Origin of the sequence: Nocardia acidivorans NBRC 108247 (assembly GCF_001625085.1) — a bacterium.
Taxonomy (GTDB): Bacteria; Actinomycetota; Actinomycetes; order Mycobacteriales; family Mycobacteriaceae; genus Nocardia; species Nocardia acidivorans.
On sequence record NZ_BDAW01000035.1, the window covers coordinates 26786 to 42821 of the forward strand.

15 protein-coding genes and 2 pseudogenes are annotated in these 16036 nt (G+C 65.9%); 12 read left to right on the forward strand and 5 right to left on the reverse strand.

From position 1 onward, the window contains the following. Positions 1–444: 444 nt before the first annotated feature. From NA10_RS35775 to NA10_RS19995, 4 genes and pseudogenes are all read left to right on the forward strand, one after another. Positions 445–681: pseudogene (locus NA10_RS35775) on the forward strand (sensor histidine kinase); the annotation flags it as partial. Positions 682–779: 98 nt separating this feature from the next. Next, on the forward strand, positions 780–1610 hold the full coding sequence (locus NA10_RS19985) for an RNA polymerase sigma factor SigF (protein WP_067570195.1): 831 nt from the start codon (positions 780–782) through the stop codon (positions 1608–1610). 173 nt (positions 1611–1783) lie between these two features. Beyond that, positions 1784–2281, forward strand: a pseudogene (locus NA10_RS19990) (TetR/AcrR family transcriptional regulator C-terminal domain-containing protein); the annotation flags it as partial. 140 nt (positions 2282–2421) lie between these two features. Then, a complete protein-coding gene (locus tag NA10_RS19995) occupies positions 2422–3639 on the forward strand; it encodes a fatty acid desaturase family protein (RefSeq protein ID WP_067570197.1) in 1218 nt (405 codons plus the stop codon). On the opposite strand, the gene NA10_RS20000 is transcribed toward NA10_RS19995, so the two are convergent. Both NA10_RS20000 and NA10_RS39185 read right to left on the reverse strand, forming a co-directional pair. Then, on the reverse strand, positions 3595–4782 hold the full coding sequence (locus NA10_RS20000; RefSeq protein ID WP_067570198.1) for a cation:proton antiporter: 1188 nt from the start codon (positions 4780–4782) through the stop codon (positions 3595–3597). The two genes, NA10_RS19995 and NA10_RS20000, sit on opposite strands and share 45 nt — an antisense overlap. Positions 4783–4951: 169 nt before the next feature. Then, the gene (locus NA10_RS39185) at positions 4952–6211 is read right to left on the reverse strand and encodes an alpha/beta hydrolase fold domain-containing protein (protein ID WP_067570303.1); all 1260 of its coding nucleotides are present in this window, start codon (positions 6209–6211) and stop codon (positions 4952–4954) included. Positions 6212–6320: 109 nt separating this feature from the next. Between NA10_RS39185 and NA10_RS20010 the strand changes: the two genes are divergently transcribed. Both NA10_RS20010 and NA10_RS20015 read left to right on the forward strand, forming a co-directional pair. Continuing rightward, a complete protein-coding gene (locus NA10_RS20010) occupies positions 6321–6755 on the forward strand; it encodes an alpha/beta hydrolase (protein ID WP_169812616.1) in 435 nt (144 codons plus the stop codon). A gap of 31 nt (positions 6756–6786) precedes the next feature. After that, positions 6787–8007, forward strand: a complete 1221-nt coding sequence (locus tag NA10_RS20015; RefSeq protein ID WP_067570202.1) for an FAD-dependent monooxygenase — start codon at positions 6787–6789, stop codon at positions 8005–8007. Here the strand turns inward: NA10_RS20015 and NA10_RS20020 are convergent. Then, a complete protein-coding gene (locus tag NA10_RS20020) occupies positions 7995–8978 on the reverse strand; it encodes a MerR family transcriptional regulator (RefSeq protein ID WP_307188404.1) in 984 nt (327 codons plus the stop codon). The genes NA10_RS20015 and NA10_RS20020 overlap by 13 nt on opposite strands. Positions 8979–9013: 35 nt before the next feature. Between NA10_RS20020 and acpM the strand changes: the two genes are divergently transcribed. The 6 genes from acpM to NA10_RS20050 all read left to right on the forward strand — a co-directional run bounded on the left by acpM (position 9014) and on the right by NA10_RS20050 (position 14246). Beyond that, a complete protein-coding gene (acpM, locus tag NA10_RS20025) occupies positions 9014–9304 on the forward strand; it encodes a meromycolate extension acyl carrier protein AcpM (protein ID WP_067570204.1) in 291 nt (96 codons plus the stop codon). 258 nt (positions 9305–9562) lie between these two features. Next, positions 9563–10660: an ABC transporter substrate-binding protein gene (locus NA10_RS20030; protein ID WP_218021558.1), complete on the forward strand. Its 1098-nt coding sequence runs from the start codon at positions 9563–9565 to the stop codon at positions 10658–10660. Then, on the forward strand, positions 10657–11532 hold the full coding sequence (locus NA10_RS20035; RefSeq protein WP_067570206.1) for an ABC transporter permease: 876 nt from the start codon (positions 10657–10659) through the stop codon (positions 11530–11532). The genes NA10_RS20030 and NA10_RS20035 overlap by 4 nt, the downstream gene beginning before the upstream one ends. Continuing rightward, a complete protein-coding gene (locus tag NA10_RS20040; RefSeq protein WP_084515024.1) occupies positions 11520–12401 on the forward strand; it encodes an ABC transporter permease in 882 nt (293 codons plus the stop codon). The genes NA10_RS20035 and NA10_RS20040 overlap by 13 nt, the downstream gene beginning before the upstream one ends. Next, entirely contained in the window at positions 12398–13468 is a 1071-nt protein-coding gene (locus tag NA10_RS20045) for an ABC transporter ATP-binding protein (RefSeq protein WP_067570208.1), read from the forward strand. The genes NA10_RS20040 and NA10_RS20045 overlap by 4 nt, the downstream gene beginning before the upstream one ends. Before the next feature lie 13 nt (positions 13469–13481). Beyond that, a complete protein-coding gene (locus NA10_RS20050) occupies positions 13482–14246 on the forward strand; it encodes a GntR family transcriptional regulator (protein WP_067570210.1) in 765 nt (254 codons plus the stop codon). Here the strand turns inward: NA10_RS20050 and NA10_RS38240 are convergent. Both NA10_RS38240 and tmpA read right to left on the reverse strand, forming a co-directional pair. Then, a complete protein-coding gene (locus tag NA10_RS38240; protein ID WP_067570212.1) occupies positions 14224–14793 on the reverse strand; it encodes an HD domain-containing protein in 570 nt (189 codons plus the stop codon). The two genes, NA10_RS20050 and NA10_RS38240, sit on opposite strands and share 23 nt — an antisense overlap. Continuing rightward, the gene (gene tmpA / locus NA10_RS35780) at positions 14790–15923 is read right to left on the reverse strand and encodes a 2-trimethylaminoethylphosphonate dioxygenase (RefSeq protein ID WP_218021559.1); all 1134 of its coding nucleotides are present in this window, start codon (positions 15921–15923) and stop codon (positions 14790–14792) included. The genes NA10_RS38240 and tmpA overlap by 4 nt, the downstream gene beginning before the upstream one ends. Positions 15924–16036: the final 113 nt, after the last annotated feature.

A 16036-nucleotide genomic window follows, 5' to 3' on the forward strand; every position in this document is an offset into this window, starting at 1 on the left:
CCGGACCGAGGCTGCCACCGGGAATATCGACACATGGCGGTGAGGGAGCACCGATGAACAACTGCTCGACGCCGCGCACGGTTGGGCGCAGCCGCGCGCCATGAAACAGGTGACCACCGAGGACGGCCGCACCGTCTGGGTGCCACCGACGCACCGCACCCGCCACAGCCGCCGAAACTGACCGAACAGCCGCGCCGCTTCTACGAATTGCGCAAAGGCCCTGACGGAACGGTCTATTCGGAGTTCCTGGCCGGCAGCGACCGTTCGACGCCCGATCTCTCCGAACAGGTCGGTGACGGCCCGCAATCGGTCAGCTCCACCGATGCCTCCCTGCCGCGCTGGCGCGTTCTGACCATTTCCAATACCTACGGCTCGACCACCGCGCCGACTCCGATCACGGTCGGCTCACACCCTCTCGTGCGGAGGTGCGCATCGATTCGTGCGGAGGTGCGCATCGATGTCATCGACCCGGGCCCGGGCCTGGACCCCGATGCCGCGCTGCGGGTCTTCGAACGCTTCTATCGCACCGACTCCTCGCGGACCCGCGCCCGCGGCGGCACCGGCCTGGGCCTGTCCATCGTGCAGGCGCTGGTCGCCGCCCACGGCGGCCGGGTCACGGTCGACACCGCACCGGGGGAGGGCGCGACCTTCACGGTTCGGCTGCCTCGCGTGGTGCCCTGAAATACCAGGTCAGGGCATAATTTCAATAAATTACGTTTCGGTAACGGTCAAATGGGTACTCGGGGATAGTCGGATTCGTAGAGAAGTGAGGAAACTTCATGAACGAGGCGATCCCGAGTACTGATGGCAAGCGGACTTCGAGCAGTCCGGGCGATACCTACGATGAGATCGAGGTGCGGTTCACCGAACTGGCCGAGCTGGCCCCCGATGATCCGCGGCGATCGGCATTGCGTGCGGAGATCATCGAACTCTGCCTGCCGCTGGCCGAACATATCGCGCGTCGTTTCGGGGGTCGTGGCGAGGAGTTCGACGACCTGCACCAAGTGGCTTCGGTGGGATTGGTGCAGGCCGTGGATCGCTTCGATGTCACGCGCGGGAGTTCCTTTCTCTCATTCGCGGTGCCGACGGTAATGGGCGAGGTGAAACGCCATTTCCGGGATAACACCTGGGCCGTGCGCGTCCCGCGCAGTGCCAAGGAGCTGCAGCAACGCATTTCCGGTGCGGTCGAGGTGCTGGAACAGCGCCTGCGGCGGATGCCGACGGCGCGCGAAATCGCCGCCGAGCTGGATGTCGAATTGAGTGATGTCACACAGGCATTGATCGCGCGCAATGCCTATCAGACCACTTCACTCGATATCGCGCGCGGTGAGGACGATTCCGCGGATTCGGCGCTGATCGCCACACTCGGCGCGGAGGAGCCCTCCTATCGACTGCTGGAGAACGCACTCGCGGTCGGCCCGCTGTTGCGGGAATTGCCCGCGCGCGAACGGCAAATGCTGGTGTGGCGCTTCTTCGAGAATCAAACCCAGTCGCAGATCGGCGAGCGTCTGGGCGTCTCGCAGATGCAGGTTTCGCGCATGCTGTCGCGGACATTGACCACACTGCGCGAACGAGCCCTCGGGCCGGTGGAATTGGCACGTAGCGCCTGAACCCGCCCGGCCCTGCCCCCCGAATAGCACGCATTCCTGGGAACGATTCACAGTTTCGTTTGTTATCGTCTCGCGGCTGATGCAGGGCAGGGCTAGGTAGGAGGCGCAGTTCTATTGCGGGGCAATACTTCCTGGGAATCGAGTGGTCGCGGTGCGCACCGCCGACCGCCCGCGACCACGGTGCTGAGATCGTCTTCGCGCAGCTGTCGGTGGATACCTCCGATCCGGATTGGATCGCCCAATTGCGCACGGTGGCATGCGATTTCCGCAAGCTCGCGCTGGATCCCCGGGTGGTGCCATTGCTGGTGACCCGGCCGCTGACCACACCGCTGGGGCTGCGGCCGCCCGCCGTGGTGCGCCCGCTGGAGGCCGTTCTCGAATTGCTCACGCGCGCGGGTTTTTCCGGTGCGGACGCGCTGCACGTGTATCGCGCGCTGTTCGGCTTTCTCTACGGGCACATTCTCAATGAGCTGCAGGAGGTCGTGGAGCGGCCCGAGGAGACCGACGATGTGCTCCGGCTCGGACTGTATCGCCTTCCGCTGGAGGAGTTTCCGCTGGTGCGCGAGTTGGCGCCGGTGCTGGCCGCCTATGACGGCGCGGCCGAACTCGAGCGCGGTCTGGACATTCTGCTGACCGGACTCGTCGCGCATCTGGCCGGTCCGGCGCACTGATCGTCCCCGGTTGGCCGGGCAGCGTCCACCTACGCGATATGTCTACGTTGTAGACAGACGCCATGGGCGGAGCTAGCCTGGAACTATCGCCAGTTCATGGGTGCATGTGGCAGGCGCTCATGACATCGAGGACGTGACGTATGGCAATCACACAGGTCGCTGTTTACGCGCATTTGAGCGCGGCGGATATCGAGGCGCTCGGACGGGAGCTCGACGCCCTGCGCCTCGAGATCGAGGAACGGCGCGGCACCCGGGACGCGAACTACATCCGCCGGACGATCGCGTTCCAACGGGCCCTGGACGCCTCGGCGCGCGTGCTCATCGCCTTCGGCAGAGGCAGGCTCGGCTGGCTGCTGGGCACCGCCGCACTGGCCACGGCCAAGAGCATCGAGAACATGGAGATCGGCCACAATGTCTGCCACGGCCAATGGGATTGGATGAACGATCCCGAAATCCATTCCAGCACTTGGGAATGGGATATGGCAGGGGTCTCGGCGCAGTGGCGGTACTCGCACAACTTCCGGCATCACGTGTACACCAATGTGATCGGCGTCGACGACGATATCGGCTTCGGTGTGATCCGGATGTCCCGCGATCAGCAGTGGCGACCGCGGCTGCTGTTGCAGCCGGTGCAAAACCTTTTGCTCGCAGCGACTTTCGAATGGGGAATCGCCCTGCACGGGCTGTATTCCGAACAGGATCGCGCCGCCACCCCGGCCGAGCGCAAGGCGCAGACGCGGCTGCTGGTCGGCAAGATCATCCGTCAGGCGGGTAAGGACTATGTGCTGTTCCCGGCGCTGAGCGGCAGGCGCTGGCGGCGCACCCTGGCGGCCGACGCCGCGGCCAATGCGCTGCGCAATCTCTGGGCCTACGTGGTGATCTTCTGCGGTCACTTCCCCGACGGCGCGGAGAAGTTCACGCCCGCGGCGGTCGAGGACGAGACCAAGGCCGAATGGTATCTGCGACAGATGCTGGGTAGCGCCAATTTCGACGCGGGACCGGTGCTGGGCTTCCTGAGCGGGCATCTGTCCCACCAGATCGAACATCACCTGTTCCCGGACCTGCCCAGCAATCGCTATCCCGAAATCGCCAGGCGGGTAAGGGAACTCTGCGACAAATACGATCTGCCGTACACCACCGGTCCGCTGCCCAGGCAGTACCTGTTGACGCTGCGCACCATCAACAAGCTGGCGCTGCCGGACAGCTTCCTGACCGCGACCGCGGACGATGCCCCGGAGACCGCCTCCGAACGCAAGTTCGCGGGGGACCCCGAGGCCGCTCCGTCCACGGTCCGGCGCGGCCTGCGGACGGCGCTACGCGACCGCGCTCGGCGTGACGCGCCGGTCCGCCCAGCGTAGGGCCGGTTCGATCAGGCGGGCCGCCACCGGTCCGAGTACGGCCATGATCAGCACGTAGGTGGTCGCCAGGGCCGCGAATTCCGCGGGCACGGCACCCGCGGTGACCGCGAGACCCGCTATGACAATGGAGAATTCGCCGCGCGCGACCAATGCCGATCCGGCGCGGGCGCGGCCGTAGCGCGAAGCCCCGGCGCGTCCGGCGGCCCACCATCCGGTCGCGATCTTGGTTCCGGCGGTGAGCAGGGCCAGAATCACCGCCCAGCCGAGGACCGGCGGAATGCTGGACGGATCGGTGCTGAGTCCGAACAGCACGAAGAACAGCGCGGCGAACAGATCGCGCAGGGGTTCCAGGAGTTTGGCGGCATTGTGCGCGGTGGAATCGGAGATGGCGATACCGAGCAGGAACGCGCCGACCGCGGCCGAAACCTGAAGGGCCGAAGCCACTCCGGCCACGAGCAGGGCCGAGCCCAGGAGTTTGAGCAGGAAGATTTCGCGGTCGTCGCTGTCGACGATCTTGGAGACGTACTTGCCGAAGCGCAGTGCCACCACGAGCACCACGGTGACCGCGGCCAGGGCGATGCCGACGGTCATGAGTCCGGCGGCGAATCCGGCTCCGGCCAGGATGGCGGTCAGCACCGGCAGGTATCCGGCCATCACCAGATCCTCGAACACCAGAATCGACAGGATGGTCGGGGTTTCCCGATTGCCCAGTCGCCCAAGGTCATTGAGCACCTTGGCGATGATTCCGGAGGAGGAGATATAGGTGACCCCGGCCATGGCGACCGCTCCGGTCGCGCCCCAGCCGAGGATCAATGCGACGGCGATCCCGGGGAGCGTATTGAGCACCAGATCCACCACGCCCGCGGCCCAGGAGCTGCGCAGGCCGGTCACCAATTCGCTTGCGGTGTACTCCAATCCGAGGAGCAGCAGGAGTAGCACCACGCCGATCTCGCTGGCCAGTTCGATGAACTGATCCACATGTTGCAACTCGATCAGCCCGCCGGTGCCGAACACCAGGCCGCCGATCAGATACAGCGGTATGGGCGACATTCCGATGCGTGCGGCCAGTCGCCCGAGCAATCCCAATCCGAATAGCACCGCGCCCAATTGGATCAGGGACAGTGCGGTTTCATGCGCGACCATTCAGCTCAGCCGTCCGTGAGGATTCGTCTGCCGCCCGGACCGTCGGTCCTGCCGATGGCGATCGGATCGAGCTGAGTTGCTTCGAGACTTGATAACTGCGCTACGACACTCTTCACACCCTTACCCTAATCGGGCAAAACGGGCAGTACATGATCGTGGTGGTCGCGGGCTATGCGGTCGTGCGGACCCCGGCGCGGGCTCCGCCGTCTGTCACCTGCTCTCGGATGAAGCGGCCCGCATGTTCGAGCGCGTCGGCCGCCTCGGGCAGGAACGACCGGAAGAGGTGGAAATTGTGCGTGGCCACCGGATACAGCTCGAGGCGCACATCGACGCCGTGCGCGCGGGCGTGATCGACGAGTTGGTGCGCGTCGGTGAGATGGGTGTCACCGGTGCCGACCTGGACCAGTAGCGGTGGGAGACCGGAGAGATCAGCGCGCAACGGGGCGACCACGGGGTCGTCGTCGGGATGTCCGGCCAGGTAGTCGCCGATGATGCGGCGCTGGATCTGTTCGGCCGTCACCTTGCCGGGCTCGACTATGCGTTCACCGTGGGCCTTCTGCTCGTGGCCGGTATGCGATGAGCAGTGCAGATCGATTCCGGGACACAGGGATACGACCGCCGCGGGCAGCGGAAGTTCCTGCTCTTTCAGGCGAATCAGTGTCGACATGGTCAGATGCGCGCCGACCGAATCGCCGACCAGGATGATGCGCCCGGGATCGGTGCCGGTGTCCAGCAGCCACCGGTAGGCGCTGAGCGCGTCCTCGACCGCCGCCGGGAAGGGATGTTCGGGGGCGAGGCGGTAGTCCGGGAGGAGGGCGGTGGTGTGCGCGGCCGTGGCCAGCGCGCCGACGAGGGCGCGATAGCCGAAGGCGGAGCCCGAGATATAGCCGCCGCCATGCAGAAACAGTACGGTCGCGTCGATCGGCTGCTCCGGGGTCAGCAGCAGGCTGGACACACCGCCCGCATTGATCGGGCGGATCCGCACCTCGGGCGGTGGGGGGAATCGCGCGTGCAGATCCTCGTAGGCGTCGCGCAGTACCTGCAATTCGGGGTCCGGATCATCCAGCGGCTTCCAGTACTTGGCGATTCGCGCGAGCAGTTCCCCGCCGACCGCGCGGGTCGCCGAGACCGCCTCGTCGACGTCGCCGAGAATTCGCCGGGCGCGATCCAGGAGTGCCTCACCGGCGAGGGTGAGTTCGACGCGATGGGTGGTGCGGCGCAACAGATCGCAGCCGACGAGTCGTTCCAATCCGCTAATCTGTCTGCTGAGCGCGGGTTGTGAGACGTACAGTCGGGTGGCCGCCCGCCCGAAATTGAGCTCCTCCGCCACGGTCACGAAGGCGCGCAGATGGCGCAGTTCGATCGCATCGGGCGCCTTGGGCAGGGCAGTCGGGCTTCCGGCCGTGTTCTCGCCGGTATCGACAGTCATGATCACGAGTATTGCCCACCGGGGGCTCGAATGGTCATGCGGTCGACGCAAGACAGTCATGCGTATTCGGACCTTCCGTGTGGTGCGTGACCGATGCGAATCTTCGGTGGTGACTTCCACTCCAGCTCGCGGCCGGGTAGCCGAACTGCGATTGCGGGCCGCGGTGGTCGGTCGCCGGGCCCGTATCTACTGGCCCGGTCCGACCGGGCCACCGCGACCACTGCTCATGCTCTTCGATATCGGAAATATCAGTGGGACCGCCGATTTCGAGGAGCTCTGCCGGAACCTCTCCGCGACAGGCGATTTCATCGTCTTCGCGGTGCGCTATGACCTGCGGCCCGAGCAGCGGTGGGCGATCGAAGCCGATGCCGTTCGCACCCTGGAATGGGCGGCCGATCATGCCGCCGAATTGCATGCCGATTCGGATCGGCTGCTCATCGGCGGCAGGGGAGCGGGCAGCGCTCTCGCCACGGCGGTGCGCCGTCTGGCTTATCAGCAGGGTTGGCCACCGATTCTGCGGCAGTTGATGATTCCCGCTTTCTAATCAGTACTCGAAACCTCTTTCAGGAGAACCCGTGAACACCACCCGCACCGTTCTGATCTCCGGCGGCAGTATTGCCGGACTCACCCTCGCGTATTGGTTGCGCCGCTATGGATTCGAGGTCACCGTTGTCGAGCGGGCTCCCGCGCCGCGACCCGGCGGGCAGGCCGTGGACCTGCGCGGGGTGGCCAAGGAAGTGGCCGAGCGGATGGGGATTCTGCCGCAGATCGAGCAGGCTCGCGTGCACGAGAAGGGCCTGGCGTATGTCGATGCCGACGGGAAATGGTCGGCGAGTATGGCCGCCGAACTCTTCGACGGTGAGGGCGCGGTCGCCGAGATCGAGATCCTGCGCGGCGATCTGACCGATATCCTCTATGCCGCAGCGCGTTCCGGTGTCGAGTATCTGTTCGACGATACGATCACCGCGCTGCGCGAGAGGCCGGACGGGGTGGTGGTCGAGTTCTCCCGCAACGCATCTCGTGTCTTCGATGTGGTGGTCGGCGCGGATGGGCTGCATTCCACGGTGCGGCGGCTGGCCTTCGGTCCCGAGACCGAGTTCGTGCACAATCTCGGGGGTTACCTGTCCTACTTCACGATTCCGGTGCGGGGACTCGAGCTGGACGACTGGTTCCTGATGTACAACGCCCCCGGCGGGCTGCTCGCGGCCATTCGTCCCGAGGGGCCGAGCAGCGCCAAGGCCATGTTCGGTTTCAAGGCAACGGATCTGATGTACGACCGGCACGATCGGGCCGGGCAGCAGCGCATTCTGCTCGAGAAGTTCGGCGAACTCGGTTGGCATGTACCGCGATTGCTCGAGGTGATGGATCAGGCTCCGGACTTCTTCTTCGACACCATCAGTCAGACGCGGATGGAGTCGTGGTCACAGGGGCGGGTCGCGCTCATCGGTGACGCCGGATACTGCGGGTCGCCGCTCTCGGGCAATGGGACCGCCATGGCCATGGTGGGCGCATATGTCCTCGCGGGCGAGCTGGCGCGCTTCCGCGACGACCATCGGGCCGCGTTCGCCCGCTACCAGGACGAATTGCGGCCGTACGTCACCGAATGCCAGAAGTTGCCCCCGGGCGGTGTCAACGGCTTCCTGCCCGGCAGTCGCGCGGCCATCCGGATGCGCAACTTCTCGGTCCGCATGATGACCTCCAAACCCATGCGCGGCCTGATGTCCAAATCGCTCCAGAAGGCCGACACCATCACCCTGCGCGACTACGCGCCGTCCGCCACCTTCTACGTCCCGTAGGCGTCCCGCGCCAAAGCGCTGTACACCCAATCATGGGCTCGCCCCACGGTGATTCGTGTTCCGAGGAATCGCTGGGTGAGGGCCCAATACCGGTGGATCCGGTGATCGGTATCGGTCGCATCGACCAGCATCCGCTCCCGGAATCCCGGTGAATCGGTTTCCCCGCGCGCTCGCGCATGAGCATCGACGAACCGATCGAGCTCACCACCCCCGCGCGGCCGCACGCCCGCCGAAACGAGCGGCACCACCTCGGTCATGACATCACCCACCTCGACATAGAGTGCGCCCACATCACGGATCGACTCCGGCCGACTCCGCAGGAGTTGTTGTCGCACAACACCGTTCATCTCGGGATCCTCAACCAAGGCGGCCAACTCGGCGTAGGCCACCACCTCGTCCGCCGATGGATCACCGGGCGGCTCGGGAACATTCCACCCGACCCACCCATCGACCTCCCGTCGCCCGACGGGTGCGAGCACCTGCCGCCAAAACCGCACCAGCCCCTCATACACGGCACCACCATCCTGCGCCGCGGCAAGCAACGCGAGCCGCGCCCCCCGCTCGCCGGGCGCGGCCACCTGAACGGCCCGCACCGAAGCCCGCCGCCAGGCCAACTCCCTGAATTCCCCATCCAGCCGCGCACGTTCGATCGCAATGGCCTCCTCGAGCGACCTCTCACCCCGCAGCACTTCACCGATGGCCCCCAACCCCAGCCCCAATGCCCGCAGCCGCCGCACCAACATCAACCGCTCGACAGCCGCATCCCCCTCGAACATCCGATGCCCACCCGCACTCCGCGCCGCCTCCACAATCCCTTCATCGCAGTAAAACCGAATCGTCCGCACCGAAACCCCGCTCCGCCGCCCCAACTCCCCAATCCCCACCAACTCGCTCACCCGTGTGTCATCCCTCACAACGCCTTGAACCTCCACCCAACTGGAACCCCTAGCGTACTGACACAGCCGCCCCACCCGGGGGCGGATCCCACACCAGGAGAGCGCATCCCATGACCACCCAGCAGCAAATCATCGCGGGCATAGCCGACATCATCGAAGAGGTAACCGGTATAGAAGCCACCGCCGTGACCCCCGAGAAATCCTTCACCGAAGACCTCGAAATCGACTCCCTCTCCCTGGTCGAAATAGCAGTCCAACTGGAAGACAAGTACTCGGTGAAGATTCCCGACGAAGACCTCGCCAGCCTCCGAACCGTCTCCGACGCAGTCACCTACGTCCAAAGGATGGAATCCGCCCACCCCCACCTGGCTGCCGAAATCGAAGCCGCTGTAGAGCACTGACTCCCGGCCGTGGGGGCGGGTCGGGGAAACGGCTGCGGGGCGTAGCGGTCCGAGCGCAAGATGGGGTGAACGGAAAGTGGACCGGGGATCACATTTTCTGTTCACCTTCCGTATGTTTCGGATATCTTGGCTATACAACTTTCGGGCCGAAGGTAAGTACCTGTTGCCGGGATCGTGATCGATTCCCGGATTGATCGAACGCTGGACCGGGAGTCGCTCGTGCGCATCGCAACTGTTCGCAATGTTGGAATCTGTCTCGTGGCGGGGGCGTTGGTCCTGAGCGTGGGGGCCTGCACCAAGAAGTCGGAGACGGCGGCAAGCAGTGCCGCGACCGCTACCTCGGCCGCCGATCTGGGTGGGATGGACGCGTTGATCGCGGCCGCCAAGAAGGAGGGGACGCTCAATCTCATGGCGCTGCCGCGGGATTGGGCGGGGTATGGCGAATTGATGGACAACTTCGCCGCCAAGTACGGGATCAAGGTCAATGACGATAATCCGGGAGCGAGCAGTGCCGATGAGATCAATGCGATCAAATCGCTGAAGGGGCAGGATCGGGCGCCGGATGCCGTCGACGTCGGGACCTCATTCGCCATCTCCGGCGCGAAGGAGGGGTTGTACGCGCCCTATAAGGTGACCGGCTGGGGTGATATCCCGGACTCCCAGAAGGCTTCGGACGGAACGTGGTTCGCCGATTACGGCGGGTACATGTCCATCGGCTGCGATGCCGCCAAGGTGCAGGTCTGCCCGACCACCATCGCCGATCTGCTCGAGCCGCGGTACAAGGGTCAGGTCGCGCTCAGCGGTGACCCGCTCAAGAGCAATTCCGCGCTCATGGCGGTCTGGACCGCCTCGCTCGCCACCGGCGGCTCGGCCGACAATATCCAGCCGGGTATCGACTTCTTCGGAAAGCTCAAGGCCGCAGGCAATTTCGTGCCGGTGAAGGCTACCGCCGCCACCGTGCAGTCCGGTGAGACCCCGATCATCATCGACTGGGACTACCTCAACGCCGGTATCGCCCAGACCACCGCCAACTCCGGTGCGAAGTGGACCGTCGCGGTCTCCACCGACGCCAGCATCGGCGGCTACTACGCCCAGGCGGTCAGCAAGACTGCCCCGCATCCGGCCGCCGCCCGCCTGTGGCAGGAATACCTGTACAGCGATGAGGGCCAGAACGGCCTGCTCAAGGGCTTCGCGCGTCCGGTCCGCCTGCCCGCCATGCAGAAGAGCGGCACCGTCGATCCCGCGCTGGCCAAGGTGCTGCCCGCGGCCAGCGACAAGGCGGTCTACCCGACCGACGATCAGGCCGCCAAGGCCAAGGACATCATGACCCAGACCTGGGCGAACACTGTCAAATGAGTTCATCGGTTCGTTCGGCCCGAGTCTTGACATGGCTCGGGCTCGTCCCGTTTCTGGCGTACGTGGGCGTGTTCTTCCTGCTGCCGACCGGCGTCATCGCGTATTCGGCATTCCAGGTCGGTGACAGCGGGAACACCTGGTTCGGCACCGCGAATGTGGCCTCGGCGCTCAAAGGCGCGTACCTCACCGGCCTGAAGAACAGCGTCGTGCTCTCCCTGGTGGTCGCGATCATCGCCGCCGTCCTGGGAATCGTTCTGGCACAGGCGATTACGAGCGGACGCGGACAGCTCCTACAGCGCGCGGTCTCCACAAGCGCGGCGGTGCTGGCGAACTTCGGCGGCCTGCCGCTGGCCTTCCTGTTCGTCGCCGCGATCGGCAATGCCGGTGTGCTGACCAAAATGCTCCAGGATCATCTGAACATCTCCCTGCGCGACGACCTGCACCTGGACCTGTACTCGCAGGCGGGCGTGCAGTTCGTCTACCTGTATTTCCTTGTCCCGCTGATGGTTCTGGTCATCACCCCGGCCCTGGAGGGCCTGCGCCCGGAATGGCGCGAAGCCGCCGAGAGCCTCGGCGCACACGGCTGGCAGTACTGGCGCTATGTCGCCGGTCCCGCCCTACTCCCGCATTTCCTGGGCAGTGTGGCGCTGCTGTTCTGCACCTCGTTCTCCTCCTTCGCCACCGCCGACGCACTCACCAACGGCACCCTCGCCATTACCCCGCTCCAGATCGAGAGCGCGGTCTCGGGCAATGTCCTTGTCGGACAGGAGAACCTGGGCGCGGCCCTGGCCCTGAACATGATCGTGGTCGTCGTGCCGCTCACCCTGCTCTACCAGTACATGCAGAACAGGACCTCTCGATGGCTACGGTGACCGATCCCGCGGTGCTGCTGGGTGACGCCGCGGGACAACAGCATCCGCGCTCCGGTCGCACGTACACCCGCCCGCGGGCGTACTGGCGCTGGATCGTGCTCGGCCTGGCCGCGCTCTACTTCATCGGCCCGTTCGCGGTGGCCTTCTGGTTCACCATCCACGACAAGAACGGCGTGAGCTTGCGCGCCTACACCCGAATCCTCTCCACCGCGGGGCTTTCCGACGCACTGGGCACCTCACTGGCCCTCGGACTCGTCGCGGTGGCGATCACCCTGGTCCTCATGGTGCCGACCATGCTGCTGGTGCACCTGCGATTACAGTCCGCGCGCCCGGTGGTCGAACTGCTTTCCCTGCTGCCGCTGGTGATTCCGCCCGTCGCCCTGGTCGTCGGCGTCCGTAGCGTGCTCTCCTGGGGCAACAACAGTGATTACGTCGAGATCACCCAGGTCTTCACCGCGCTGCAGAAACAACCCCTCTCGCTGATCCTGGCCCTGGTCTACGTGGTGATCGCACTGCCGTTCACCTTCCGCGCCCTGGACGCCGGAATCCGCGGCTCCCGTATCGACGTGCTCGTCGAGGCCGCCCAGAACCTCGGCGCGGGCTGGTTCACGGTGCTGTGGCGCGTGGTCCTGCCAGCCCTGCGCACCTCCATCCTGAACGCGGCTTTCCTGACCTTCGCACTCGTCATGGGGGAGTACACGATCGCGAAGATCCTCATCTTCCGCACCTTCCCCGTCTGGCTGGCCCAGTCCGCCAATACCGACGGCCAACTCCAGGTCGCACTGTCGATCCTGAGCCTGGTGCTGACCTGGCTCATCCTGCTCATTGTTGTCTCGATCGCCGGTCGATCCCGAAAGGCCTCCCGATGACCGCCCAGGTAGTCCCCGAAATCAGCAGTACCGCAGTCGGTTTCGTCGACGTGCACCGGCACTACGGCAATGTCAAAGCCCTGGACGGTCTCACCCTCGATATCGATCCGGGTGAATTCATCGCCCTGCTCGGCCCCTCGGGCTGCGGAAAGACCACGGCCCTGCGCATTCTCGCCGGATTCGACCACCCCACCTCGGGGGAGGTTCTGGTCGGCGGCCGCGATGCCTCCTCGATCCCCGCGAACAAGCGCGATATGGGCATGGTCTTTCAGTCCTACAGCCTTTTCCCGACCATGTCCGCCCAGGACAATGTGGCCTTCGGCCTCGGCCTGCGCGGTCGCCCCGCCAAGCGCCGGCGCGAGCGCGCCCGCGAACTGCTGGATATGGTCGGCCTCGCCGAGCACGTCGCCAAATACCCGCATCAACTCTCCGGCGGTCAGCAGCAACGCGTGGCCCTGGCCCGCGCCCTCGCCATCGCACCCCGGGTCCTGCTGCTGGACGAGCCGCTCTCGGCCCTGGATGCCAAGGTGCGCCAGCAATTGCGCGAGGAGATCCGCCGCATCCAGCGCGAACTCGGCGTCACCACCGTATTCGTCACCCACGACCAGGAGGAGGCCCTGGCCATCGCCGATCGCGTCGCGGTCATGCGCAACGGCCGAATGGAACAGTGCGCCAGCCCCGATCAGGTATATCAGCGCCCGGCCACCCCCTTCGTAGCCGAATTCGTCGGCACCATGAACCGCATTCCGGCCACCGCCGTCGACGCCACCCATGTGCGCGTGGGGGAGCAGATCCTGCCCTGCGACGGCGAGGCCACCGCCGAGGGCGAGGTCACCGTCCTGGCCCGCCCCGAAGCGGTCCTGGTGCACGAATCCCCGGACGGCACAGCCACTGTCGTGGCCGTGACCTTCTTCGGCGCGACCACCCGCCTGCGCCTGACCCGCCCCGAGGGACTCGAGCTGCTCGCCGATGTGGCCAGCCACCGCGCCGCCGACCTGACACCCGGAACCCGCGTCGAGGTCTCCCTGCTGGACCGTCCGGTGCTGCTGGCCGCGGATCCCCGTTGAATACAGTTGCCGTGTGACGACTGATAATCCGAAGGTTCCCCGCTATCGGGAGATCGCCGAGCAGTTGCGCTCGGCGATCGAGAACGGTGAGTTCGCCGACGGCGCGTCACTACCCTCGGAACACCGCCTGAGCGAGCGCTACGGCGTCTCGCGCGGCACCATCCGGCAGGCGTTCGCGTTCCTGCGCGCCTCGGGCGTGGTCTCCTCGCGCCAGGGCGCGCGCCGTCAGGTGCTGCGCGGCCCCCGCGCACAGCCGATGACCGAACTGGTCAGCTTCGCCCGCTGGGCGCGCAGTATCGGCGAGACCCCGAGCAGCCGCACCGTCGGCACCGCGAGTGTCACCCCGTCCCCGGAGGTGCGGGAGAAGCTCGGTCTGGCCAAGGGCGAGAACGCTTTTCACGTGGAGCGGGTCCGCCTGCTGAGCGGCACCCCGACCATGCTGGAGAACACCTACTATCCCGAACGCCTGGCCGAGCCGATCCTGGCGATGGATCTGGACGCCGAATCGATCACCGATCACCTGGAGAACTACGGCATCGTCTTCGCCGACGCCGAACACTCCATCGATGCCATCGCCGCACCCACCCGCACCGCCGGATTACTCGGAATCCGCACCGGCACACCGCTGTTGCGCACCATCCGGCGCACCACCGATCCGGCCGGTGAGGTGCTGGAATGCTCTTTCGACACCTACGTCGGCTCGGCGGTGGCGTTCGTGGTGCGCAATTCGGTGGCGGCCGGGGCGGTGAGCCGGGTCAGATCGCTGCTGACGACCTGAGGGTGCGATCCAGGGCCTCGATCTCGGCGCGGAAATCGGCCAGGGCGGGCACCGGTGCTTCCGGATCCTTTCCGGCATCGTCGAATCTGCGCAGGGCCGTGGCGGATTCGCAGTGCGGCTCGGCCGCGAACGTCGCGACCTCCGCGGCGCTCATCTCCCCGCCCTGCACCGACATGGTGTACTTCGAGGCGTCCGAGAGCCGGTCGTAATAGGCCGCATCGGTGGCGCACAGATACCGCTTGGCCGCCACATGCAGGCGCACCGGCTCGGTGACCGCGGCATCGAACCATTGCGAAAGCCATTCCGCGGCAATGGCATCGTGCCGATTGTCATGCCCGCGCATGAGTTCGAGTCCACTCATCGCGCCCGAGAAATGCCCGACGTCATGAACGACCGCCGCCACGATCAGCTCGGCGGACGCCCCGGCGGCGCGCGCCACCTGCGCGGTCTGCAACATATGGGTGGCGATCGAAACATCCTCGCCGAGATACTCTTTCGCGCCCTCGCTCTCGAACAGCTCGGTCAGCGCCTCGTAGGCGTGTGTCATCGTCCCTGTTCCTCCAGTCGCCGCAGCGTGCTGTTCAATCCGTCCAAGTCCGCGTAGGTGCCCTGTAGATGCCGCCCGCCCGCCGCCGCGAAGGCCGTGCGGGCGTGCAGTGCCCTGGTGTTGTCGAAAATCAGGCAGTCTCCGGTGTCGAGCCGGAAATTCAGCTGCGCCTCCGGTTGGTACAGCAGCTCCGCGAAACGGCGATAGGCGCCATAGAAGGCCCGCACGCGCTCCGGATCGGCCAGGGGCACCTCCATGGACCGGTTGTTGAACCGGATCTCCCGAATTCGCTGTTCGGCATCGAGTCCGATCAACGGCACCACCGCGCCGAGCCGGGCGCCATCACCGTGATACCGGTAGGTGACCGGGGTCGTGGTGAGCACATCGAAGGCCGCGCGATCGGTCTCGCGCAGTTCGGCCGCGGCCGCGAACCCGTCCACCATGCCGGAATCCCCGCCCTCGGCCGCATTGTGCAGGCAGAGCAGCAATTGCAGGGTGGGTACCGGTTCCCGATAGGGATTATCGGTATGGGGTGTGATCGCCAATCCCGTGAAGGCCAGGTTCACCGGATTCGGTTCCACCCGCACATCGAAGATCCGCCCGTAATTCGTCTCGCGCACATACCCGAAGGTCTCGGCGACCTTCGTCACCTGTCCGGCCTCGGCCGGAACCCCTTGCAGCAGGACGAATCCCCACTCCACGACCTGTCGCAGCGCGGGCGCGGGCCGCTCCAGATAGAGCTGCCACCTCACCGGTTCCAAGGCCGCGGCCGCGGTCGAATCACGCCACAGCCGCTTGGCCCGTTCACTGCGCAGGTCCAGATCCGCGACCCGATTCGCCTCGCCCAGCAGCGCATCCAGCGCGAAGGAGGTCCGATGCCCGCCCGGGGTGAACCGCACCCGCAGTCGATCCTCGACCACGGTCGCCTCCCGCACCCGGATATCGGCGGGCAGATCGACGATATTGAACAGTCGCTGCCCGCTCAGCACATCGCGACTGTCCGCGTCGGGTGCGTTGTCCCGCAACCAGATCGCGGGAATCTCCACCGTCCGGCCCGCCGCGCTGAGCCGAACATCGCCATCGACCACGGCCGCCTCGACCGAGAGCCCGCTCGAAACTTGGCCATACATGTTTGCGAGTATGGCACAGGCCGGGCGCGGGGGATTGTCTCGTTCTGAACTTCGAGTGAACAGCTCTTCCGGGGCCAAACCTCCCAAGAAGTGAAGCCATGCCATTCGGCGGC